Source organism: Helicobacter magdeburgensis (assembly GCF_000765825.2).
In the GTDB taxonomy this organism is placed as follows: domain Bacteria; phylum Campylobacterota; class Campylobacteria; order Campylobacterales; family Helicobacteraceae; genus Helicobacter_C; species Helicobacter_C magdeburgensis.
Genome location: NZ_JRPE02000007.1, coordinates 87,540 through 110,147, shown reverse-complemented (window position 1 = coordinate 110,147; position 22,608 = coordinate 87,540). Strand labels below are relative to the sequence as shown.

At 38.4% G+C, this 22,608-nt stretch carries 22 protein-coding genes and 1 tRNA gene; 18 read left to right on the top strand and 5 right to left on the bottom strand.

What is annotated here, in order from left to right; translation table 11 throughout:
• Positions 1-90: 90 nt before the first annotated feature.
• Both LS74_RS06135 and LS74_RS06130 read right to left on the bottom strand, forming a co-directional pair.
• Positions 91-167 (bottom strand) — tRNA-Ile (locus LS74_RS06135).
• A complete protein-coding gene (locus LS74_RS06130; protein WP_138128926.1) occupies positions 129-1,271 on the bottom strand; it encodes an FtsW/RodA/SpoVE family cell cycle protein in 1,143 nt (380 codons plus the stop codon). Before LS74_RS06130 ends, LS74_RS06135 begins: the two co-directional genes overlap by 39 nt.
• Positions 1,272-1,315: 44 nt before the next feature.
• Here LS74_RS06130 and LS74_RS06125 point away from each other — a divergent pair, with 44 nt between their 5' ends.
• The 11 genes from LS74_RS06125 (at position 1,316) to LS74_RS06075 (ending at position 11,186) form a co-directional block, all read left to right on the top strand.
• Positions 1,316-2,395 (top strand): RluA family pseudouridine synthase, encoded by a 1,080-nt coding sequence (locus tag LS74_RS06125; RefSeq protein WP_034588085.1) that lies wholly within the window; start codon positions 1,316-1,318, stop codon positions 2,393-2,395.
• A complete protein-coding gene (locus LS74_RS06120; RefSeq protein ID WP_034588082.1) occupies positions 2,325-3,581 on the top strand; it encodes a fibronectin type III domain-containing protein in 1,257 nt (418 codons plus the stop codon). The genes LS74_RS06125 and LS74_RS06120 overlap by 71 nt, the downstream gene beginning before the upstream one ends.
• Before the next feature lie 21 nt (positions 3,582-3,602).
• Positions 3,603-4,886, top strand: a complete 1,284-nt coding sequence (trmB, locus tag LS74_RS06115; protein WP_034588079.1) for a tRNA (guanosine(46)-N7)-methyltransferase TrmB — start codon at positions 3,603-3,605, stop codon at positions 4,884-4,886.
• A gap of 3 nt (positions 4,887-4,889) precedes the next feature.
• Positions 4,890-5,558, top strand: coding sequence for a cell division ATP-binding protein FtsE (locus LS74_RS06110; RefSeq protein WP_002955589.1), 669 nt, complete (start codon positions 4,890-4,892; stop codon positions 5,556-5,558).
• Complete coding sequence (locus tag LS74_RS06105) at positions 5,545-6,354, top strand: hypothetical protein (protein WP_034588077.1); 810 nt, start codon at positions 5,545-5,547, stop codon at positions 6,352-6,354. Before LS74_RS06110 ends, LS74_RS06105 begins: the two co-directional genes overlap by 14 nt.
• Complete coding sequence (locus tag LS74_RS06100) at positions 6,354-7,565, top strand: murein hydrolase activator EnvC family protein (RefSeq protein WP_034588075.1); 1,212 nt, start codon at positions 6,354-6,356, stop codon at positions 7,563-7,565. The genes LS74_RS06105 and LS74_RS06100 overlap by 1 nt, the downstream gene beginning before the upstream one ends.
• 64 nt (positions 7,566-7,629) lie before the next feature.
• Positions 7,630-8,022: a FlaG family protein gene (locus tag LS74_RS06095; protein WP_034588073.1), complete on the top strand. Its 393-nt coding sequence runs from the start codon at positions 7,630-7,632 to the stop codon at positions 8,020-8,022.
• A 58-nt stretch (positions 8,023-8,080) separates the two neighbouring features.
• Complete coding sequence (gene fliD, locus LS74_RS06090) at positions 8,081-10,129, top strand: flagellar filament capping protein FliD (RefSeq protein WP_138128918.1); 2,049 nt, start codon at positions 8,081-8,083, stop codon at positions 10,127-10,129.
• Between the two features lie 17 nt (positions 10,130-10,146).
• On the top strand, positions 10,147-10,530 hold the full coding sequence (gene fliS, locus LS74_RS06085) for a flagellar export chaperone FliS (RefSeq protein WP_002955594.1): 384 nt from the start codon (positions 10,147-10,149) through the stop codon (positions 10,528-10,530).
• A complete protein-coding gene (locus LS74_RS06080) occupies positions 10,514-10,750 on the top strand; it encodes a hypothetical protein (protein ID WP_034588864.1) in 237 nt (78 codons plus the stop codon). The genes fliS and LS74_RS06080 overlap by 17 nt, the downstream gene beginning before the upstream one ends.
• 148 nt (positions 10,751-10,898) lie before the next feature.
• Complete coding sequence (locus LS74_RS06075; protein WP_002955597.1) at positions 10,899-11,186, top strand: HU family DNA-binding protein; 288 nt, start codon at positions 10,899-10,901, stop codon at positions 11,184-11,186.
• Between the two features lie 21 nt (positions 11,187-11,207).
• Here LS74_RS06075 and LS74_RS06070 read toward each other — a convergent pair whose 3' ends face one another.
• Positions 11,208-12,140, bottom strand: a complete 933-nt coding sequence (locus tag LS74_RS06070) for an NAD(P)H-dependent glycerol-3-phosphate dehydrogenase (protein ID WP_034588860.1) — start codon at positions 12,138-12,140, stop codon at positions 11,208-11,210.
• 35 nt (positions 12,141-12,175) lie between these two features.
• Positions 12,176-12,868: a hypothetical protein gene (locus LS74_RS06065; protein WP_236096837.1), complete on the bottom strand. Its 693-nt coding sequence runs from the start codon at positions 12,866-12,868 to the stop codon at positions 12,176-12,178.
• A gap of 187 nt (positions 12,869-13,055) precedes the next feature.
• On the opposite strand from LS74_RS06065, the gene gatB reads away from it, so the two are divergent.
• The 7 genes from gatB to LS74_RS06030 are packed head-to-tail and all read left to right on the top strand — an operon-like array spanning position 13,056 to position 21,219.
• The gene (gene gatB / locus LS74_RS06060) at positions 13,056-14,483 is read left to right on the top strand and encodes an Asp-tRNA(Asn)/Glu-tRNA(Gln) amidotransferase subunit GatB (RefSeq protein WP_034587493.1); all 1,428 of its coding nucleotides are present in this window, start codon (positions 13,056-13,058) and stop codon (positions 14,481-14,483) included.
• Positions 14,480-18,355 (top strand): type IIG restriction enzyme/methyltransferase, encoded by a 3,876-nt coding sequence (locus tag LS74_RS06055; RefSeq protein WP_034587495.1) that lies wholly within the window; start codon positions 14,480-14,482, stop codon positions 18,353-18,355. Before gatB ends, LS74_RS06055 begins: the two co-directional genes overlap by 4 nt.
• Positions 18,334-19,002: a TaqI-like C-terminal specificity domain-containing protein gene (locus tag LS74_RS10900; RefSeq protein WP_328590617.1), complete on the top strand. Its 669-nt coding sequence runs from the start codon at positions 18,334-18,336 to the stop codon at positions 19,000-19,002. The genes LS74_RS06055 and LS74_RS10900 overlap by 22 nt, the downstream gene beginning before the upstream one ends.
• Positions 19,003-19,049: 47 nt before the next feature.
• A complete protein-coding gene (locus tag LS74_RS06045) occupies positions 19,050-19,271 on the top strand; it encodes a hypothetical protein (protein ID WP_002955605.1) in 222 nt (73 codons plus the stop codon).
• A complete protein-coding gene (locus LS74_RS06040; protein ID WP_034328221.1) occupies positions 19,271-19,543 on the top strand; it encodes a type II toxin-antitoxin system YafQ family toxin in 273 nt (90 codons plus the stop codon). The genes LS74_RS06045 and LS74_RS06040 overlap by 1 nt, the downstream gene beginning before the upstream one ends.
• A 36-nt stretch (positions 19,544-19,579) precedes the next feature.
• Positions 19,580-19,732: a type II restriction endonuclease gene (locus LS74_RS06035; RefSeq protein WP_236096836.1), complete on the top strand. Its 153-nt coding sequence runs from the start codon at positions 19,580-19,582 to the stop codon at positions 19,730-19,732.
• Positions 19,729-21,219, top strand: coding sequence for a pentapeptide repeat-containing protein (locus LS74_RS06030; RefSeq protein ID WP_052086427.1), 1,491 nt, complete (start codon positions 19,729-19,731; stop codon positions 21,217-21,219). Before LS74_RS06035 ends, LS74_RS06030 begins: the two co-directional genes overlap by 4 nt.
• Before the next feature lie 111 nt (positions 21,220-21,330).
• Here LS74_RS06030 and LS74_RS06025 read toward each other — a convergent pair whose 3' ends face one another.
• A complete protein-coding gene (locus tag LS74_RS06025) occupies positions 21,331-22,572 on the bottom strand; it encodes a glutamate-5-semialdehyde dehydrogenase (protein ID WP_034587500.1) in 1,242 nt (413 codons plus the stop codon).
• Positions 22,573-22,608: the final 36 nt, after the last annotated feature.

Genomic DNA, 22,608 nt, shown 5'->3' with positions numbered 1-22,608 from the left:
AAAAGCACATCTCAAGCCCAACATTAATGGAATTTTATGGATTTTATTCTCATATTTTGTAGCATTTAAGAAAAAGAAGAATAACACAAGTGGTGGACCTTGCAGGATTCGAACCTGCGACCAATCGGTTATGAGCCGAGTGCTCTGACCAGCTGAGCTAAAGGTCCCCGAGCGTTAGGGGTGGAATTATACTCAAAAATAAACTTAAAGGCAAGAATGTTTTCAAGAATCGCAAAAAGTGTCATAAATGTAATAAAGCTTGTTCCTCCATAGCTCATTAATGGCAAGGGAATCCCAACCACAGGGGCTAGACCTATCACCATACACACATTAATCCCCACATATAAAAAAATCAAAATGGCTATATAGCCCGTTACCGCACGCAGGAAATAATCCCGTTCATACACAAACCCAAGACTTAGCACATACACAATCAAACAAAAAAACAATGTCAGTAACCCAAAAGCCCCAAATAACCCAAACCGCTCCACAAAATACGCAAAGATAAAATCTGTATTTGCATAAGGCAAAAATTTAAGCTGGGATTGTGTCGCCTCCTCTTTTGACTTCCCCACAAGCCCACTTGCGCCAATGGCAATAAGGGCTTGATTCACCTGATATGGATATTTATCTGATACAAAGTCCATAATACGCTTTTTTTGATAATCTTTCAAAGGATCGACGACATACGCCACAGGTGCAAGAAAAGCAACAACAAGCCCCAAACTTATCCAAATCTTTTTATTCACACCAATTAAAAAAAGTGTGCCAAATCCGGTAAGTAAAATCACCATAGCTGTCCCCAAATCAGGCTCTTTGAGAATAATCACAAAAGGGACAAGGATAAAAGAGCTAATAATACAAAACTGTTTGACCCCATAGCCGTCCTTTGAGGGAGGATTAGTCGCAATATATGAAGCTAGAAGCAACATTAAAAAAATCTTCATAATCTCACTTGGCTGGATTGAAAAACTCGTAAAAGGAATATCCACCCAACGCTGTGCCCCAAGCTTTTGTGTGCCGATAAAATGCACCAAAATCAACAAAACAAGACAAATCACATAAGAGACGGCGATAAAGCTTTTTAACTTCCTAAAAGGCACAAAAAAGAGAAAAAATACTAGCCCACAGCTTAATGCAATATACTTCACCTGCTTAGAAAACAACACAGAATCTAGCTCATTAATCAAAAATAAAGATAGCCCAACCAAAGGCAAAATAAGAAGCAACAAAATATAATCAAAATGTGCTAGAATCCGTCTGTCAATCACAAAAAACTCCCAAAAATTCTAAAAACTTAAATATGGCGGAACAAATGCGAGAATCTCAAATACAAAAATTCATTGTAACAGAACTTGACTTAAATAATGACAAATTGCGGCTTGATTCTTTCCTTACCCTAAAACTGCAAATGAGTAAAAATCAGATTCAGCAACTTATCCAAGCTGAAAATATTACGCTAAATGCCCTGCCTTGTGTCAAAAATGGCACTCTGCTTAAGCTCAATGATGAGATTCATATCACATTCCCAAAGCCTGATAGTCTAGATTCTAACACCCAAGATATAAGCCCATCTTTGCAGAATCTCTATGAAAATCTTAGTATTGATATTTTATACGAAGATGATGATATACTTATTATTAACAAGCCACCACATCTTGTTATCCACGATGCCCCAAGTGTAAAAGATTTAACCCTAACCCAATGGCTAAAGCTCCACGCCCACACATTGCATACGCTTAGTGGAAGGGAACGCTATGGCATTATCCACCGCCTTGATAAACAAACAAGCGGTGTGCTTTGCATTGCTAAATCACTCCTTGCCTATGAGATGCTTCCCGCTCAGCTAAAATCTCGCCAAATGGGGCGATACTACCTAGCTATTATTGATATGCCATTAAAGCAGAATCTCCAAGTGCAATGCTTTATGGGGCGATGTACCACAAACCGCTTGAAGATGAGTAAGATTCATATTGACGAAAATGAGAATCCATCAAAAGGTGTGCGAGACTCTAAAAGCTCTTTTGTCAAACTTGCCACTTCAAATGATGGCTCACTTGAACTCATTGCCATAAAGCTTCATACCGGTAGAACTCATCAAATCCGCACACATCTTGAGAGCTTATCCCGCCACATTTTAGGCGATAGCCTCTATGGCTACAAGTCAAGTGCAAAGAGCTTTTTTTATGAGGGAAGAATCTTGCTTCACGCTTACATTCTCTACCTAACCCACCCTAAAAATAAGCAAAACTACACTTTTAAAGCCCCCATTTTATTAGATATGTTAGAATTTATACAAAATCACTTCACAAAGGAGCTGCCAAATGGTTGCAAAGATGTTATGGAACTGCTTGAGATTGATAACATTACCCGTGCTTTTGAGTGTTTTTCTTAGTGCGTGTTTTTCAGCTTTTAATGCTAACTTGCAAGAAGATTCATCGCTGCCACGGCTAGATTCTGTCAATACGCTCGTTGATGTCTCATCTGTGGGCTTTGAGTGGAAGCTCATTAATGATGAAAATGTCAAAGGCTATGTTATCTACCGATCCGAATCTGGTGGAGGTAAAGGCTTGCAACAAATTGCTACAATCAAAAATCGCTTTGCAACACATTTTTATGATATTAATCTATCCCCCCAAACAAAATACATTTACGCCTTTGCCGTCCTTGGAGAAAATGACACAATCTCGCCAAAAAGTGAGCCTATACATATTCAAACCTCCTTTATAGACCCGGTGGAGAGTGTCTTTGCTATCAATAATCAGCCAAGAAGCATTAAGCTTATATGGTCGCCCCACCCAAATCCTAGCGTAGATTCTTATCTTATTGAGCGTCTAAACAAAGCTGGGGAGTTTAAAACGATCAAAACAATCCCGCATCGCCTTGAAGTTGAATACTTTGATGAAGATTTAAAAGATGGCGAGACCTACACTTATCGCATTGTGGCTAAAAGCCACGAGGGCGTGAAGTCTAAACCAACACAAGGCATTAGTGTAAGCACCATTCCCCAACCCGCACCTATTGAAAACATACAAGCTTCAGGTGATTTGCCCCGTAGCATTCACATCGCTTGGGAAGCTGCACCGGATTCTCCGGGGGTAAGCAAAAAATACTACAAGATTCTATTCTCATCAAATGATAAGGACTACAAAAGCATAGCTACTACAAATCAAACAAACTACACACACAAGCTTCAAGCCAAAGATGATGGAGCGACTTATTATTATCAAGTTGTGCTTTTAGGCGATAATGGCTTGGAGGGGCGAATGAGCAGCAATCCTGCCAAAGGCTCTTCACTTCCACCACCTAGCACACCCACACAATTTGAAGGCAAAATGATAGATGGCAAGGCGACACTTTCTTGGCAAACACCAAGCGATGATCGCATTGTAAGCTATATTGTCTATCGCAAAGAGGGGGCGTTATGGACGCAAAGTGCGAGATTCATTGACATTCACGCAAATAGCTTTAGTGATAAAGAAATGCAAAAGGGCAAAAAGTATAGTTATAGTGTGGTGAGTGTAGATAAGCACGGGATAGAATCTAAGCCCACACAAGAAATTGAGCTGATACTTGAATAAAGTTTTGGAATAAGGATCTTTGTGCCACATTTTTTAGCCCCAAGCATTACTTTGCCAAGCCTACCCTTTATAAGTGGAGAGTATGAATTTGCCTATGAAGCTAAATGCAGGGTAGATTCTCATCAAAGCCTTATTTTGGTGCGGTTTAAAAAAGATGATACTTTGCAGAACGATTCTTCAGGTGATGAGTTTTCACATAATGAATTTTTTTTGCGTAAAGTGGAGCGATTAAACAAAAATGATAGCATTGTCAAATGTGAAAAAAGCAGCAAGTCCCAACCAACAGGCATTATCAAAAATGCCTTAAAAGCCCTTATGGATCAGCAAAGTAATCAACATCTTATCACGCATAATCTCAATAATAACTCCCCAAGACAGAATCTCCAATCGCCCTTTTTTAAATCGGTGCAACATTTTTTGGATTTTTCTCAAAAATATCCGCAAAAATGCTTAATTGAAGTAGGCTTTGGCTCGGGGCGACATCTCCTGCATTTGGCACAGAGTAATCCACATCTTATGTGTATTGGTATTGAGATTCACAGCCCTTCTATTGAGCAGATTCTAAGACAAATTGAGCTTTTAGGGCTTACAAATCTCTACATCATTCACACCGATGCTAGAATCCTGCTTGAGATTTTACCCCCTTGTATTGCTTTAGGCATTTATGTGCATTTTCCTGTCCCGTGGAATAAAAAGCCCCATAGGCGTGTATTTTGCAAAGCTTTCTTAGAAGAATCTTTGCGTGTGTTAGATGACAATGCACTATTACATTTGCGAAGCGATGATGAGATATATTTCCGTGATGCGTTAGATCTTGCTTTATCTCACAAACACATTAATTTGCAAGTGCAAAAAAATCACAAAAATGCCATTGTCAGCAAATATGAAGCAAGGTGGGAGCGACAGAATAAGGATATTTTTGACTTAAAGATTTTTAAAACCACAACACAAGGGCAAGATTCTTGCATAAAATCAGCAAAAAACACACAAAATACAGAAAAAACCTTTATTTTTGATAAGATTCTAAGAAAAAATTTGGATAATTACACAAATTTTCCATATAAGAAAATCGCTAAGGATTGGTTTTTACACATTGATAATGTGTATTATGCGAAAGATGTGTATGTTTTAGCATTGTGCTTTGGGGACTTTAATCAGCCACAAAATAAATTTTTACAAATTTCTTTTGATACATCTTATAGCACACATTATGTCGGTGGTAATCCCATTCCAACAAAAGCAGCATATAAGGCACATAGGCATTTAATGGAGTTTTTAAGTGTGGATTCTAAAGACAAGGAGTGAAAGTTGAGTGCAATCATAGAAGCGAAAAATCTTAGTCTTGGCTACAATGATGAGCTTGTGATTAAAGAGGCGACATTTAATATTAATGCTAAAGAGTTTGTGTTTATCACCGGGGCTTCAGGAAGTGGCAAAAGCACGATTCTAAGCTCATTTTTTGGGCATTTGGGTGTGAAAAGTGGGCATTTAAATGTCTTTGGTGTGAGTATGCAAAAAGCTTCAAAAGCTCGCATTAATCATCTCCGCCGAAATATTGGCATTGTTTTTCAAGACTACAAACTCATCAAAGAATGGAATATAGAACGCAATGTAATGCTGCCTATGGTGATTAATGGCTACAAAAAAGAGGTGTGTAAATCTCAAGTAGAAAAGCTTTTGGTGCATATTAAGCTATCCCACAAGGCAAATAAGTTTCCTTTAGAGTTAAGCGGTGGGGAGCAGCAACGCGTGGCAATGGCAAGAGCCTTAGCTCATAATCCAACCATAATCCTAGCCGATGAGCCAACGGGTAACCTTGATGACTATTCCAGTGAGCTTATTTGGAATCTGCTTAAAGGTGTGAATGAACAGCTTGGAATCACCGTTGTTGTCGTAACGCACAGAATGCCAGATAGGCTAAATATCCCTTATAGGCGACTACATATTGAAGAAGGAGTGGTATATGAATTTGCTTAGGAGACATTTGGCACTTATTATTCCGCTTCTTGCACTGCTTTTTAGCCTTGAAAGCATTATGCTTGTTAATCGTGCGGTGGCAAAGCACGAAAACAAGCTTTCAGATAGTTATTCCATTGTCATTGCTTCAAAAAATGCTCTAACCCTTGATAAGGTGGAAAGCTTTATCCGTGAGGCAAAAGAGCTAAAGGCAATCACGCCTGATTATATGATGAATGAGTTAAAAAAAGATCTAAGTCGCGAGAGTTTAGAGACATTGCAAAGGGAGTTGCCATTTTTCTATTCACTAAAACTCTCCATTTTCCCCGATGAAGAGCGTTTGCAAAAGATAAATGCCACACTCTCAAAGCTTAATGGCGTAACAAAAGTAGAATCCTTTAGCAAAAGCCACTCACAAGTGTATAAGCTATTGCTTATTATCAAAAGCTCCATTGTTGTGTTTGCCTCACTCATTGCAATCTTAAGCTACATTCTTATGGTGAAGCAAATTGAAATATGGAAATTTGAACACAGCGATAGAATGGAGATTATGGCATTTTTGGGTGCGCCAGCGTGGATGAAAAATGGCATTTTATTCCGCCTTGCACTTATAGATTCTATTATCTCAACCATTGCCATTATCGCGGGTATGACCTATCTTATCAATAGCAGTAAAATGCAAGGGGTGCTTAGCACACTTGAAGTAACAAGCGATATTTTCCGTATGGGCAGTGATTTTATCATTTTGCTTTTCACATCTATACTTGTATCTATCGTATCAGTTGTGTTTGTTATCATTAAGCAAAAAGACCTCTAATGAAACAAGGCTTTGCCTCTCTTGCACTCTGTGCTATTGTTAGCTTATCTTTGGCAAATATTGATAAAGACATTGCAAAAAACAAAGATAAGCTTGTCAATGCACAGATTCAAGAGCGGGCTATAAGCAAAAAACTTGATGAGCTAGGTAAAGCCATTAATGCCAAAAATGCCGAGCTTACAAAGCTAGGTAAGCAAATAGAAACTCTCTCAAAAGACATAAGCCAAAATCAAGGCAAATCCCAAAGCCAAGAAAAAACGCTCAAAGATTCACAACGCAAACAAAATCTTCTGCTAGATCAAAAGCGTGAGCTTGAATCTCAAATGATTAAACTTCTCACACGGGGCATTGCTTTTAGTATGGTGATGGAGCGTGAAAAGCATATTGATTCTGTTGATGGTGTGCTAGAATATGAAATTTATAGAATCCTGCACAAAAATGCTAAAGATTCTATAAAAACACTTAACGCCAAGCAAAGCATTCTCAATGATGAAATTGAAAAAATCTCAAATAATATCTCACAGATTCAAAGCTCCATTAAAATTCAAACAAACAAAAAGGATAATCTCCAAATCGCTAAAGAGCAGCAAAAAGCCACTTTGAGTAAAATGCAAACGGAGCTTAAAAGCTATGATGAGCAACTCAAAGCCATAGTCAAAGAGCGAAAAAGCCTTGATGAGATTCTCTCTCGTCTTAATATTGTAAAAGAGCAAAAATCCCAAGGCAAAAACCAACAAGCCTTTATTGATAATCAAAAGAAGCCAGATAGCATAAAAGCCCCAAAGCAGTTTGGCACTTCATACCGCGATGTGCCAACAATCGCTTACAAAGGGACAAAGACTATTCCACCCCTTGATAGCTACACGATTGAAAAAAGATTTGGACCATACTTTGATCCTGTGTATAAGTTTAAAATCTTTAATGCCGCTATTATGTTTAATCCCAAAAGCACAAATGCCAGTGTCAAAAGTGTGCTTGATGGCAAGATTGTCTATGCTAAGGACGCTCCGGGGCTAAAAAAAGTCATTATTATTGAGCATAGTAACGCCATTCATACCATTTATGCATATTTAGACAAAATAGAATCTAATATCAAAGTCGGCTCAAGTGTCAAAAAAGGTGCGATTATAGGCAAGGTCAATGAACGACTAAGCTTTGAAATCACCCAAAAAGACAAGCATATTAACCCAGCAGATTTTATAAAACTCTAATTAAAAAAAATTTTTTTTAGCCGATATGTCTTTTGCTTTATTTTAGAACTTCAAGGAGGAAGCTATGATTAATAGTATTAATAGTGTTGAAAACAATAACGATGCTGTTAAGAATCGGCTCGTAAATATGGTAAATGCGAGTGGAAGGGCGGTCACGGAAGACACCCGTCCAACTGAAGTGCGTTTGCAACAAGAAACTGCACAGCACCACGACAAGGAAAATAAAAAACAGCTTGAAAGTGAGTTGCGTGAGCTAAGTAAGAAGCTCAATGATGAGATGAAAAAAATCGGCACAGATTTGAACTTCTCGTATAATGAAAACATTCCCGGTCTTATGGTAACGGTAAAGGAATTTAATGGCGATAAAGTCATTCGGGAGATTCCATCAAAAGAAGCTATTGAGCTTATGAAAAGAATGCGTGAAGTGATTGGTGTGATTTTTGATAAGCAGGGCTAAAAGAGAGGTTAAATAAACTTAAAGATTCTAGAATCTAAAATTTGCGAAAGGAGGTTGTATGGCACTTGGTAGTTTGAGCTCTCTTGGGCTTGGAAGTAAAGTCTTAAATCACGATGTGATTGATAAGTTACGCAAAGCTGATGAAAGCACACATATTGATCCTATTGATAAAAAGATAGAACAAAATGTAGAAAAACAAACCGAGCTTGTTACCATCACCTCGACCTTGCGAGATTTGAAATCAAGCACAAGCAAACTTGCGGATTATTCAACCTACTTGGGACGCTCAAGCAATGTCATTGGCGATGCACTGAAAGCCACCATTTCCACTGGTGTGCCAACCCAAGATATCAAAATTGATATAGATTCAGTGGCGACTTCAGATATTAACGAGATAGGCTCAAAATATGAGAGTAGAGAAACTGCATTTAGTCAAAAAGATTCTACACTCAAATTTCATCATAAGGGACAGGACTATAAGATTGAAATCAAAGCAGGTATGGAATTAGCCGAAGTCGCACAGCTCATCACTGATACCACAAAAGGCGAGATTATGGGGATTGTGATGAAAACAGGTGGCTCAAATCCCTATCAGCTGATGATAAATTCCAAAGATACGGGCGAAGCCTCAAGGGTGTATTTTGGCTCAACCGCCACAGGTTCTGTTGTCCCAAGTGGGGCTTTTGAACTCAATGATGGGGATTTTAACATTACTTTAAAAGATAAAAAAGGTATTGATAAAACCCTATCTATCAAGCTTCCAAAGACTGCCACTGAATCCAAAACACAAGACAACGCACAAGCTTTAAAAGAAGCTGTGATTGCTGCCATTAAGGATAATGCTGATTTTGAAGGCTTGCTTGATAATGACTTAAACATAGGCATAGGTGGGGCTAATAGCGATATGCTGACTATCAATGATAGGCGGGGCTATGGCATAAAGGTAGAAGGTGCAAAAGCTCAAGCCTTAGGCTTTGGTGAAGATAACAAAAGCACACAAAAAGAAGACCTTATGGTAGCCACCAAAAGTGTGGGTGCTGGGCTACTCACAGGAACGATTAACATAGGCAGTGTCCCGCTTGATCTCTCAACCTTAACAAACAAGAAAAACACCGCCAAGCAAAACGCACAAGCCATTGCTGAAGCCATTAATAACATCGCTGGAATCTATGGCTCTGTCAATGATGAAGGTAAGCTTGTGATTAACTCCGATACCGGCGAAGTCAATATTTATGCCAACAATGATGCTGAAAGCAAAAAGGCATTAGAAGATTTAGGCTTGAAATCAGGCACAACAATGGACTATGCCAAGACACAAGAAGATTTATTCAAAATACGCAAAGTGCAGAGTGCTGAAGATGCGAAATTTTCATATAATGGAATCTCAATGAGACGCCCTACAAATAATATTGATGATATTGTGAGTGGCGTAAATATTGAGCTACTTACCACAACAGAGCCGGGCAAACCTGCGGTGATTAGTATCACACGCAATGATGAAGAGATAATAGAGAGTGTGAAAAGCTTTGTAGAAACTTACAACGAGCTTTCACTCAAGCTTGATGAAGTAACACGCTATGATGAAGATTCTAAAATCGCTGGAATCTTTAATGGCAATAGCGATATTCGTATGATCCGCCCCACACTTACGAGAATCTTTTCTACCAACATTCCAACGGAAACGGAAATTAAAAGTCTTGCTAAGTATGGATTAGCCCTTGATGAAAAGGGAAAAATGAGTCTTGATACAAGTAAGCTTTCAATGGCTCTAAGCACAGATCCAGAGGGGACGCAAGAGTTTTTTTATGGCAGTATGAAAAGCACAGAGTTTAAGGAGGTGCAAACCGATGGTGTATTCAAAAAGTTTGATCAAGAGCTTGATAAATTGCTTAATGGTGGCAATGCGAGACTTAAGCTACTTGAAGAAAGTCTTACTAAAGATGATAAAAAGCTGCGTGAAGACCGCAAGAGAGCAGTTGAGCAGCTTAACACCCGCTATGACATTATGGCACAGAGATTTGCAGCCTATGATTCTCAAATCTCAAAGACCAATAATGCCTTTAGCAGTGTTCAGCTGATGATTGACCAATCTGTGGCAAAAAAATAAATTCTAAGGAGTAAGCAATGTATGGCAACAACGCGTATAATTTGTATCAACAAAATTCAGTTTCAGTAGAATCTCCAGTTAAACTCATAGAAATGCTCTATGAGGGTATTTTACGATTCTGTGCTCAAGCAAAGCGGCATATGGAAGCAGAAGATATTGAGAAAAAAATCTACTATATTAACCGCACGACCGACATTTTCACAGAGTTACTTAACACCCTTGATTATGAAAAAGGCGGTGAGGTGGCAAGCTATCTTACAGGACTTTACACGCATCAAATCAAGCTCCTTACCCAAGCCAATGTTGCCAATGATACTGCCAAAATTGATATTGTTATCAATGTTGCCAAAGGACTTTTGGAAGCGTGGAGAGAGATTAATCAAGATGAATTGGCACGATAAGCTAAAAGTTGCTCTGCTTAATCAAGATGATAAAAGTGCTTTTGCCCTAGTTAGCAATCTCCCTGAAAATCTCGCCCAAGCACCGCTTGAAGAGAAACTTCAAGCTTTAGAGCTTATCTCTCAAACCAAACGCCTTTTAGAGTCTAAACAGCTCCAAGTTAGAATCAATATGGAACAAATCAAGGCAGCTAAAAAGTTCCTTGAAAACTCTCTTCAGTAAGCAATACTTCCGCTCTCAAACCCCAGATATTCCCTATTATATGGCTTTTTTGCAACAAATTTCCCAAAAAATCCGCGTATATCCTTGACTTCAAGCCTAAAATCGTATAGAATAGGCGCGTTCAAAATTTTAACAACAAGGAGTTGCAATGAACAAGGCAGAATTCGTAGAATTAGTAAAAAAAGTTGGCGAATACGATACAAAAAAAGATGCTGAAAAAGCAGTAAATTCTTTTGTAGATGCTATTTCTCAAGCTCTTACTAAGAAACAAAGCGTTGAGCTTGTAGGTTTTGGTAAATTTGAAACAGCTGTTCAAAAGGCTAAAACAGGTAAAGTTCCCGGAACAAACAAAACTTACAAAACGAGTGAAAAAGCTGTGCCTAAATTCCGCCCCGGAAAAGGTTTAAAAGACCAAGTAGCTAAGGCTAAAAAATAATCTCCCTCATAGCCTTTTAGGCTATGACATTAACTTCTTAAAACTCTCACTTACACTTTTTCCATTCAATACTAGACTAATCTCTTTTGCAATAGGCGTATAAATATTTTCTCTCTCCCCAATCTCTGTAATAGCCCTTGCTGTGATAACACCCTCAGCCACTTCGCCAAGCTCGGATAGAATCTCGCTAATAGGCTTTTGGTTTGCTAGTCCAAGCCCTACGCGGTAATTACGCGACATCGTAGAGCTTGAAGTCAAAAATAAATCTCCAGCTCCAGAAAGCCCCAAAAATGTCTCCATTTTCGCCCCAAAATGCTCTCCAAAACGGCATATCTCCACTAGTCCCCTAGCAACCAATGACGCCTTAGCATTTGCCCCAAGATTCAACCCATCGCAGATTCCAGCAGCAATGGCAATGACATTTTTATACGCCCCAGCGACTTCTCCGCCCACTACATCAGGGCTTACATAGGCTTTAATAAACTTTGGCATTAATGTGCCAAATTCTCGGCTCAAAGCAAGATTACGTGAGTGAATGACTAACGCACAGGGTAAAGACTGCACCACTTCAGAAGCAAAGCTAGGACCGCATAAATACGCAAGATTCTTATGCCAAATCCACTCTTCCATAATATCGCTCACAAATGCCCCACTCCCAGATTCTATCCCCTTACTCGCACACAGGACTTTTATATCTTTTGGCAACTTCACACGCGTAAGCCACTCTCGCAAAGCACTTGTAGCAATCGCCATAACAAAATATTGTGAATCTAGCCCATCTTTATAATCTACCTGCATAATCGGTTTAGAATCTTGTGCCAATAAACGCTCATTTAAAGGTGCTAGAAGTGAGCTAAGATCTCGCCTTGAGATAATCCTCACATCATTTTTTTCCGCCAATGCAAAGGCTAACGCCCTGCCCCACGCTCCACCGCCAAATACACTTATTTTCATTCCCTTATCCTTATTCATCAAAAATATATCAAATGCTAAAATGTATAACTATATGTCAAAAAAACCTGTGTTGTCAGCACATAAGGGTTCGCATTCACAGCAGTGTTTGAAGCGACATTGCCTACAATGGGTGTTCCACTCACACCACTTTGTGGCATACCTTGCGAAGCACTCATAGCCAAAAGCGCGTCATTAGTAGAAAGCTGTGTTTGTTTCAAAGTCAGCATTATGCGATGAGTTTTCAAAATCGTAATCGTCATACCAATGCTATTTACCCACGCAGGATACATAACCTTATTGCCATAGTTATAGGCATTCTCCTCATACCTTTGCACCGTGTCATACGCCTTTATTTTACCGCCCCTTCTTTGGGTATTAAGCTCCACCGTGTTAGAAAAGAATAGCTCTAGCTCCACACGAGAATCGGGCTTTACAGAATAGTTTAGCTCCACTCCAGCTCCATAGCGAGACATCGGTGTATCAAGCTCATTAAGATTTGCTTTGCCCGTTTCAAGCTCCATTTCAGAATATCCATCATTCACAAAAGCATCAGCCTTTATGGAAAGATTCTTGCTGACTTTCGCTCCTTGCTTCTCTTCACTCTCTTTTTTTTCAAGTTGTTTTGTAAGCGGATTTGCAGGAGATTCTGTATTTGTCTCGTGGAGCATAAGCTCTTCAGCCCCACCAAAAACAAGCACAAAGCCCAACACACACATTATCTTTTTCACGCACCACACCTTTAGCTATCACTTCCCATTAAATCGGCTTTTTCTGCCACTTTTTGTAACCCTACCCAGCCCCAAAAATCATATTTTCATTTTATCTCAAATCTTTTTAAGAATTTATAAATGTTTTATACGCTTTTGCCTATACTTGCAGTCTTTATTCCTAGATTCCACTAAATAAGGTTATAGAATGTCAGCGTATGAAACTATTATCGGGCTTGAAGTCCATGTCCAGCTAAACACCGCCACAAAGATTTTCTGCTCCTGTGCCACAAGCTTTGGAGAAGAGCCAAACAAAAATGTCTGCCCCACTTGCTTGGGACTGCCCGGTGCATTGCCTGTGCTAAATCACGAAGCGGTAAAAAAGGCGATTAGCTTTGGCACAGCAATCAATGCTACAATCAACCAAAACTCTGTGTTTGCGCGCAAAAACTACTTCTACCCAGACTTGCCTAAAGCCTATCAAATCAGCCAGTTTGAGATCCCAATTATAGGGCGTGGGGAGATTGAGATTGAAGTAAATGGAGAGCAAAAGACTATCGGCGTTACTCGCGCTCACCTAGAAGAAGATGCGGGCAAAAATATCCACGAAAGCGACTTTTCAAAAGTGGATTTAAACCGCGCTTGCACGCCGCTTTTAGAGATTGTCAGTGAGCCAGATATGAGAAGTAGCGATGAAGCCATTGCCTATCTTAAGAAACTGCATTCTATCGTGCGATTTTTAGGCATAAGTGATGCCAATATGCAAGAAGGGAGCTTCCGCTGTGATGCCAATGTCTCTATCCGCCCAAGGGGAGATTCTAAGCTTTATACACGCGTAGAGATTAAAAATCTAAACTCCTTTAAATTTATCCAAAAAGCCATAGAATACGAAGTGGAGCGGCAGATTGAAGCGTGGGAAGATGGCAAATATGAGAGTGAAGTCGTGCAAGAAACTCGTCTTTTTGACACCGCAAAAGGCGTAACCCGCTCAATGCGTGGCAAGGAAGAAGCGGCAGATTATCGCTACTTCCCTGACCCAGATTTGCTGCCTGTGTTTATTGATGAAGAGTTAATGAAACAGGGCAAACAAATCCCAGAAATGCCAGATGAAAAAGCACAGAGATATGTCAAGGACTTTGGCATTAAGCCCTATGATGCCGGTGTGCTGACTTCTAGCCTAGAGCTAACAAAATACTTTGAATCTATGCTAGATTTTGGTGCAAGTGCCAAAGGCTCTCTCACTTGGCTAACAACAGAGCTTCTAGGGCGGCTAAAGGGCGAAAACACCCTGCAAACTTGCGGTATAGATTCTGCCACACTTGCCACACTAGTTAAACGCATAGATGAGAGCAAAATCAGCGGCAAAAGTGGTAAAGAAATCTTAGATGTGCTTGTGGAGCAAAAAGGTGGCGATGTGGATTCTCTCATAGATTCTATGGGATTAGCACAAGTGAATGACGATGGAGCAATCCTAGCTGCCATAGATTCTGTGCTCAGTGCCAACCCTGATAAAGTCGCGGAGTTTAAAAGCGGTAAGGATAAGCTTTTTGGCTTTTTTGTAGGGCAAGTGATGAAAGCAAGCAAGGGTGCAAACCCCGCTCGTGTCAATGAGCTATTAAAAGAGAAGCTACAATGACTTACACGCTTATTCCCTTAGAAGACTTTCTATCAAACGCCCATAGTCCAAGTGAGAGTGAGCTAGAATCTTTTAGCAAACATAGGGATAAGCTTTTACTCACAAATGAAAATGAGAGTGAAGAGCATCAAAAGATCGCTTTGATAGAGTTTCTAGCCAAAAGCTTTGCCTATGAGTGCAACACCAAAAATCGCATTGATTTAAGCATTTATGAAGACAACAAAGCTAAAGTGCTTTTTGAAGTCAAAAGTCTAAACAATAAGATAGAGTTTGTTTCTAGCGGGGGGGATACACTACTTTTACAAGAATATAGCCTAGAATCCAAAGCCTTTTATGAATCTATTCTCTACTTTTTACGCGAGTATAAAACCCATAACAACAACGACATAAAGCACATTATCCTAACAAATACACGAGATTTCTATCTCATAGACGCTAGAGAGTATCTCACATTTGCTAAAGATAAAACAATCCTAAAAGCCTTTGATAACTGCGATAAGAATCAAGGCACAGACACAAGCACAAGCAAGTTTTACGCCACACTTAAAGACTATTTGCTCTCCCTTAACTCCACACTAAAATTTACCCATTTTAATATACAGACTACACCCCTGCCCCTGCTCTATCAAGCCCTAAGCCCACAAGTGCTACTCAAACAAAAAACCTACATTGACGCCAACACACTCAATCAAAGCTTTTATGATGAGCTACTCTACATTCTAGGGCTAAAAGAGATAGACCAAAAAGGCAAGATTCTAATCCTCCCCACCACAGAGCAAAACACGCTTTTAGATTCAATCTGCAACAAACTAGGGCTTGGTAGAGACAAAGACTTTGAGACAATCTTTTCCCTGCTTACCACTTGGAATAACCGCATATTATTCCTGCGACTTTTAGAATCTATGCTTTTAAGTTTCAAGCATATTACAAAGCCCTTTTTAGACATTGACACGCTACAAAACTTCACAGACTTAAACACACTCTTTTTTGACATATTAGCCCTTAAAAAAGAGAAGCGAAAAACAGACTTAAAGCTAAAAGATTCTATCCCTTATCTTAACTCAAGCCTTTTTGACAAAACAGAATTAGAAAAGCAAAATAACGAAATAAGCAAACTAGATTCTAATCATCTCGCCATTTTCAAGCACTCAATCCTTAAAAAAGACAAAGAGTATAAAGACACGCAATCCCTGCCCCTTTTAGAATATCTCTTTAAATTCTTACACGCCTATGACTTCACCACCACGCCAAAGGACATTATAAACCACACCAAAACAAACCACGACAAACTGATAAATGCCGCCGTGTTAGGACTAGTCTTTGAAAAGCTAAATGGCTACAAAGAGGGCAGTTTCTACACGCCTAGCTTTATCACTAGCTATATGTGTAAAGAGTCGCTAGAAAAAGTCGTTATAGATAAGTTTAATGAAAGAAAATCGTGGGAATGCGATAGCTTAGAATCTTTAGCACAAAAGCTAGACAAACTCACAGATTCAAAAGATGGCTATAAAGAGGCAAATGCCATTTTTGATTCTATAAAGGTTTGCGATCCAGCCGTTGGTAGCGGACACTTCCTTGTATCTATGCTCAATGCTATGATAGAGCTAAAATTCCGCCTTAAGATTCTCTGTGAGATTCACATTGATGACAAGGGGGAGCGAGACTATAAGCGATTAAAAGACATAAGATTACGCCTAGAAAATGATGAGATTTTAATACAAGATTCTAATAACACCCTGCATACTTATCAAACCCCAGCCCACGAAAATTTAGAATCTCACATAATCCAAAAAGCCCTATTTCACAACAAACGCATTTTGATAGAATCCTGCCTTTTTGGCGTGGATATAAACCCAAACTCTTGTGAAATCACAAAGCTAAGACTATGGATAGAGCTACTCAAATACAGCTTTTATATCTTTGATTCTAATGGTAAGAATACAGGCGATTTAGAAACCCTGCCAAACATTGATATAAATATTAAATGTGGGAATAGCCTTACTTCATATATGCCAATCTCTGAGCCACTTCATATGAATATTAAGGGCAAAATAAAAGAATATCAAAGGCTAGAAAGCGATTATTTTAATTGTTTTTACATAGATAAAGAAAAACATCAACAACAAATAGAGAATATAAAAAAAGACCTTTTACAAACCTTTTTTATGATGAAATACAGCAAAGAATTAGAGGAATTGCGTGAAAAATGTGATGAGTATTCAAAACATTATGAAAAATATGGAATAGACGAACTCCCAAAACACTATGAGTTTTTAAAAAATAATGTCAGATTCTATAGTATGTTTCCACGAACAGATGAAGTTGATAAAGAAAAAGCCCAACAAGCACTAGAGAATCTCAAAAAAGAACACAATAAAATCTTTAGTTTAGAAAACAACTTTGAATGGCGTATAGAGTTTTCAAAGCTATTAGACACAGGGCTAACGCAAGAACAAATAGCAAACAATAATAAAAACAAGCAAAAAAGAAATTTCAAAAACCTACACAAGAATAATCAAGGCGACTTTCTAGGCTTTGATTTAGTCATAGGTAATCCACCTTATATCCGCCAAGAAGAGATAAAGCACCTAAAACCACAACTTCAAAAAGCCTTTAGAATCTACAAAGGCACAAGTGATATTTACACCTACTTCTACGAGCAAGGACACAAGATTCTAAAACACAATGGAATCTTAAGCTTTATCACAAGCAACAAATACTGCCGAGCAGGATATGGCGAACCTTTAAGGGAGTTTCTACTTGAAGCCACCGCCCTGCTTTACTACATAGAACTAAATGGTATAAAAGTCTTTGACTCCGCCTCTGTGGATACAAGTATCCTAAGCTTTATCAAAACAACGCCAGATTCTAAGCATACATTTGACTTCGCACACCCCAAAGACTACGATACTAAAGCCAATGCCCCACTGCAAGAATACATCACACCACAAAGCCTTTTGCAATCTAGCTTAACTAAAGAAAGCTTTATCTTCCAAGACAGCACCAACGCCGCCCTTAAAGCTAAGATTGAAGCCATCGGCACACCGCTAAAAGAATGGGATATTTCTATATATCGTGGAATCTTAACAGGCTATAACGAATCTTTTATTATAGATTCTACAAAAAGAGATGAGATTTTAAGGAATTGTGTGAGTGAAAATGAAAGGCAAAGGACAAGTGAGCTTATAAAGCCCATTTTGCGTGGCAGGGATATTAAGCGGTATAGCTATGAGTGGGCAGGATTGTGGATAATAGGCACTTTCCCAGCTTTAAAATTAAACATTGATGACTATCCAGCACTAAGAAATTATTTAGAATCTTACCGCCCACGCATAGACCAAAGCGGAGAAAAAGGGTGCAGAAAAAAGACTTCAAACAAATGGTTTGAAACGCAAGATAATATTGCGTATTACCAAGAGTTTGAAAAAGAAAAGATTGTGTATAGCGAGATTGTGCGAGAACCGCAGTTTTACTTAGATAGTGGGGAGTTTAAGTTTGGTAATTTTTACGCAGAAGCAACGAGCTTTATCCTAAGTGGGAATGAAAATTTCACACACTCTCTGCATTATCTTTTGGGAATCTTGCATTCTAAACTTATCACTTATGCTTTTAAGGAGTTTTATGCAGGTGGTGGGCTAGGTGAGAGTGGATATAGATATAAAAAGGCGTTTTTAGAGCGACTCCCAATTCCTAAAGTGGATTCTAAGACTGAAGCGAAGTTTATACAAATCGTGCAAGAGATAGTAGAATCTAAAAAGCAAGGCAGGGATACAAAAGAGCTAGAATCTACACTTGATGCAATGGTTTGCAAACTCTATAACTTAAGCGATGATGAGATAAGGTTTGTAGAATCTATGGGGGGGGGGGGGTAATTATAGCCCTACTTCTCATAGCAGTCATTGAGAGCAGACTCTCAAAGCTTACAAAACTGCTTATAGAAAATTTTGAGAAAGAGTTGTGCGAAGCCTTTAGATTCTGTGAGGGACTAAAACTCCCAAAAAGAGAATATCAAGGGAAGATACTTTACCCTTGCATTATGGCTAAAGAGCCTTGCTTTGTGTATGAAGAAAAAGGCTTTTTCGCCCCAGCTCCAGCTAATCTCATCACAGGGCAAGAGCAAGATATAAAATATCTCACGGGACTTTTAAATTCTACATTTATATATTTTGCAATGCGAAGTTTTTATATGGGCGGTGGGATTGATGGCGAGTTAAAGACAAATAATTTATTAAAACTCCCTATCCCACAAATCACAGAATCCAACAAGCCCTTGTGCGATGAGATTATAAAATGTGTAGATAAAATCCTAGAAATTAAAGCTTGTCATACTGAGGCGTTAGCCGAAGTATCTAAAAATCCAGAATCTAAAAAAGATTTTTCGCCTTTTTCAAAGGCTCAAAATGACAAAGCAGATTCTGCCCTTGACACAAAAGAGTTAGAATCTAAACTTGACTCTTTAGTCTATAAACTCTACAATCTCACAAATGACGAGATAGCAATAATAGATTCCAAAACATAAAAAACTAATGCTAGAATCAAGCAACACAAAAGCCCAAAGGATAACAAATGACACTGATTATAGAAAATGCTAGTAAAGAGCTTTACACTGCGATAAAAAGCCTAGCAAAGATTGATAACGCAAAATGCAAGGTGCAAAAGCCCAAGCTTACAAAGTTTGAAAAAGAGATTCTAAAGGCAAAAGCAGAACTTGAAAAAGAGAAAAGAGAAGGCACACTAAAGACTTATGCCAGTGCGAAAGAAGCGTTTGAAAAAGAGGGCTTACTCTAATGTATAAAGTGCATTTGACAAAAAGTTTTAAAAAAGACGCAAAAGCCCTAAATCAAGCAGATAGAATCTTATCAATGCAGATTATAGACACACTAGCCACAGGACAGCCCCTAGAGCCAAAGCACAAAGACCACGCCTTAAGCGGCAACTTGCAAGGCTTTAGAGAATGCCACATTAAACCAGACTTATTACTCATTTATGAGCTATGCGATGATATTTTGCAGCTTAATGCCTTGCGTGTGGGGAGTCATAGCAAATTGTTTAAAAAATAGTAAGTTATGAAAGGCTAGAATCTAGCAATAAACCCCTTGTGTGATGAGACTATAAAATGTGTAGATAAAATCCTAGAAATTAAAGCAAAAGATTCTACCCTTGACACAAGCAAGTTAGAATCTAAACTTGACTCTTTAGTCTATACACTCTACAATCTCACAAATGATGAAACAAGGCTTGTGCTATGAATGATATAAAAGAAAAGATTGCTGATTATATTAACCAACACAAATCAAGTTTGCTATACGATATAGACCATCGCTCTATAGAACAAAGCGTTATGGGACTTATTAACGGAAATAAGGCTGCTGGAAATATACTAAATATTGATGATACTACTATCAAAGAGCGTGTTTATAAAGAAATAGGACAGCAAGAGACAAAACAAGCTTTACAAATAAAAGAAGAAGGAGTGGTTGTATATAGTCAAAATAGTTTTGTAGTTTCTCCAAGACCAGCAGTTTATCACGATAATGGAACTACACAACCACCACAACAGCAGGAAAAATTACAAATAAATTCTTTTGATATGCGAATATTGTCTAAATACAATCTCATATTTAGACAATGCGAATTTAATGTTGGTTTGTCAATGGACTATGGGTTGAAATGCCGTCAAGTAGCATTTTATGATTGTGCTTTCAATGATAAATGGCTTATAAAAAATCTATCAGCTGATGATACATTTTCTATGGAAAATTGCACTTTTAATAAAGATGTTGATTTTTCTAATGGAAAGTTTTTAAATAATGTTTATTTTAATAACTCCCATTTTAAAGGCTATGCTGATTTTCACGAGTGTGAATTTGAAAAAACCGCTTGTTTTTATGGCATAACCTTTGAAAAATCCCCAAATTTTTCACAAGCTATTTTTAAAGGCAGTTTGAATATAGTCAATACAAATTTAAATTTTGATTTTGAGAATCTAAATGAGAGAATCAAACAAGAATACCAAAATTTTAATGCAAACAAAGGGCAGGAAAATAGGAAATCTTTAGATAAATTTGCCAACGACTTTAGAGATTCTTTTAGAAATTTTAAAAGTGCTTTAATAAAAGATAATAATCTCCTAGACGCTTCAAACTTTCACAAATACGAACTCTATTGCAAAGAAATAGAGCTAGATTCTAAAAATCCTAAAATATTTTCAAAAGATTTTATTGATAAATGGCAGTTGTTTTTTTATCGCATTACTTCAAATCATCATACAGACTTATTAAAGTCATTTCATTCTCTCCTTGTCGTAATTGGCATTTTTGCATTTTTAAATATAGCCACTATCATTGGATTTAATTGCTATTGCTTACAAAATATATCATTATCTCCTTACACACTGATAGCACACCATAATGCCATTATTAAACATTTGCTAAATTGCAATTACATATCGTTGCTAGGCATAAATTTTGCCTTAGCAGTAGTTTTTATACTCCTATTTTGTTTTTCATTGTGTAGTAAAATAAGGAAAATTATTATTTCTTTAAGTTATTTTTTAGTCTTGCTTTTGCTTATATCATTGCCTCAATACATTATCCCAACAATCGGTATTTTTACCGATAAAAGACCGCTCCTTGACCCATTGTCAATAATCGGTGGAATATACACGTTATTGTTTGCGATTATGTTTTTCTCTCTTATAAAAACCGCACGCAAAAACTCCATAATCCCACACTAAATATGCTAAAGCCTAGATTCTAATATAGCTCAAAGCCAAGCCGCAAATAGAATCTAAGCAAAATCTAGCAACGCAAGATTCTATCAAGCTTCAAATCTCGCCTACATTACCCTACTCTCGCACTTCCCCATTCCCCACAATGCAATACTTATAACTTCGCAGAGATTCTATCCCCATAGGACCACGCGCGTGAAGCTTAGAAGTAGAGATACCTATCTCCGCTCCAAAGCCAAACTCCCCGCCATCGCTAAATCGCGTTGAAGCATTGACATACACACACGCCGCATCAACATTGCTTAAAAACTTCTCGCACACCGCCTTATTCTCACTCACTATACATTCAGAATGCCCCGAGCCATAGCGTGCTATATGCTCCAACGCCTCTTCAAAGCCCCCCACAATCTTAAGATTAATTATCCTATCCCCCCACTCTTTAGTAAAATCCGCCAAGCCATCAAGCTCCGTGCCTAGAGATTCTAGCAAAGCTTGTGTTTCAAATCTCACGCTGATTTTATGTGTATGCAAACTCTCCACTATCTCGCTTAAAACCTGCGTCCCAAGTGCAGAATCTACAATCACGCATTCACACGCATTGCACGCCGCAGGATAGCTAAGCTTTGCATTTAGCATAATCGCCTTTGCCTTTTGCAAATCCGCGTCCTTGTGGATATAGGTATGACACACGCCCTTATCGTGCTTGATGATAGGAATGCTCGCATTATGCTTTACAAACTCTATAAGCCCCTCTCCACCACGCGGGATAAGCAAATCCACATACTTATCCATTTTGACAAATGCCAATACAGATTCACGCGAAGTATCTTGTATCATACTCACACATTCTTTTGGGAGATTGTGCTGTTGCAAGGCTTGTTGCAAAGCAGAATGAATTGCTTTGTTAGAATGATACGCCTCTTTGCCACCTTTTAGCACACAGGCATTCCCACTTTTAAAGCAAAGGGCAGCCACATCGCTTGTAACATTAGGACGAGATTCATAAATCACGCCTACAACGCCCAAAGGCACACTTATCTTTGAGATATTTAATCCTGCTTTACTCTGCCAACTCTCCATTATCTCGCCAACGACACAAGGAAGCTTCACAATATCCCTTATCCCTTGAGCCATTGCTAGAATCTTGCTGTGATTAAGCTCTAGACGCTTTTGCACAGCTTGGGGCAGGGCAGAAGCTAACTTTAAATCCTTAGCATTTTCTTGGCAGATATACTCACTTTGAGATTCTAAAATCTCTGCCATAGATAGCAGCACAGCATTCCTTTGACTATCCTGCATAGTGTTTAGAATCCTTGCACTCTCTTTAGTCAGGCTAAGTTGTTTTTCTAGTTTTTGCATAAGTTTTCCTTTTTGTAAAATGTAGATTCCGCAGTG

Coding starts and splice junctions, on each gene's coding strand:
- fliD (WP_138128918.1), top strand. CDS start 8,081: ATGGCACTTGGTAGTTTGAGCTCTCTTGGGCTTGGAAGTAAAGTCTTA.
- LS74_RS06075 (WP_002955597.1), top strand. CDS start 10,899: ATGAACAAGGCAGAATTCGTAGAATTAGTAAAAAAAGTTGGCGAATAC.
- LS74_RS06030 (WP_052086427.1), top strand. CDS start 19,729: ATGAATGATATAAAAGAAAAGATTGCTGATTATATTAACCAACACAAA.
- gatB (WP_034587493.1), top strand. CDS start 13,056: ATGTCAGCGTATGAAACTATTATCGGGCTTGAAGTCCATGTCCAGCTA.
- LS74_RS06095 (WP_034588073.1), top strand. CDS start 7,630: ATGATTAATAGTATTAATAGTGTTGAAAACAATAACGATGCTGTTAAG.
- LS74_RS06040 (WP_034328221.1), top strand. CDS start 19,271: ATGTATAAAGTGCATTTGACAAAAAGTTTTAAAAAAGACGCAAAAGCC.
- LS74_RS06100 (WP_034588075.1), top strand. CDS start 6,354: ATGAAACAAGGCTTTGCCTCTCTTGCACTCTGTGCTATTGTTAGCTTA.
- LS74_RS06080 (WP_034588864.1), top strand. CDS start 10,514: ATGAATTGGCACGATAAGCTAAAAGTTGCTCTGCTTAATCAAGATGAT.
- LS74_RS06125 (WP_034588085.1), top strand. CDS start 1,316: ATGCGAGAATCTCAAATACAAAAATTCATTGTAACAGAACTTGACTTA.
- LS74_RS06105 (WP_034588077.1), top strand. CDS start 5,545: ATGAATTTGCTTAGGAGACATTTGGCACTTATTATTCCGCTTCTTGCA.
- LS74_RS06045 (WP_002955605.1), top strand. CDS start 19,050: ATGACACTGATTATAGAAAATGCTAGTAAAGAGCTTTACACTGCGATA.
- fliS (WP_002955594.1), top strand. CDS start 10,147: ATGTATGGCAACAACGCGTATAATTTGTATCAACAAAATTCAGTTTCA.
- LS74_RS06055 (WP_034587495.1), top strand. CDS start 14,480: ATGACTTACACGCTTATTCCCTTAGAAGACTTTCTATCAAACGCCCAT.
- LS74_RS06025 (WP_034587500.1), bottom strand. CDS start 22,572: ATGCAAAAACTAGAAAAACAACTTAGCCTGACTAAAGAGAGTGCAAGG.
- LS74_RS06120 (WP_034588082.1), top strand. CDS start 2,325: ATGGTTGCAAAGATGTTATGGAACTGCTTGAGATTGATAACATTACCC.
- LS74_RS06070 (WP_034588860.1), bottom strand. CDS start 12,140: ATGAAAATAAGTGTATTTGGCGGTGGAGCGTGGGGCAGGGCGTTAGCC.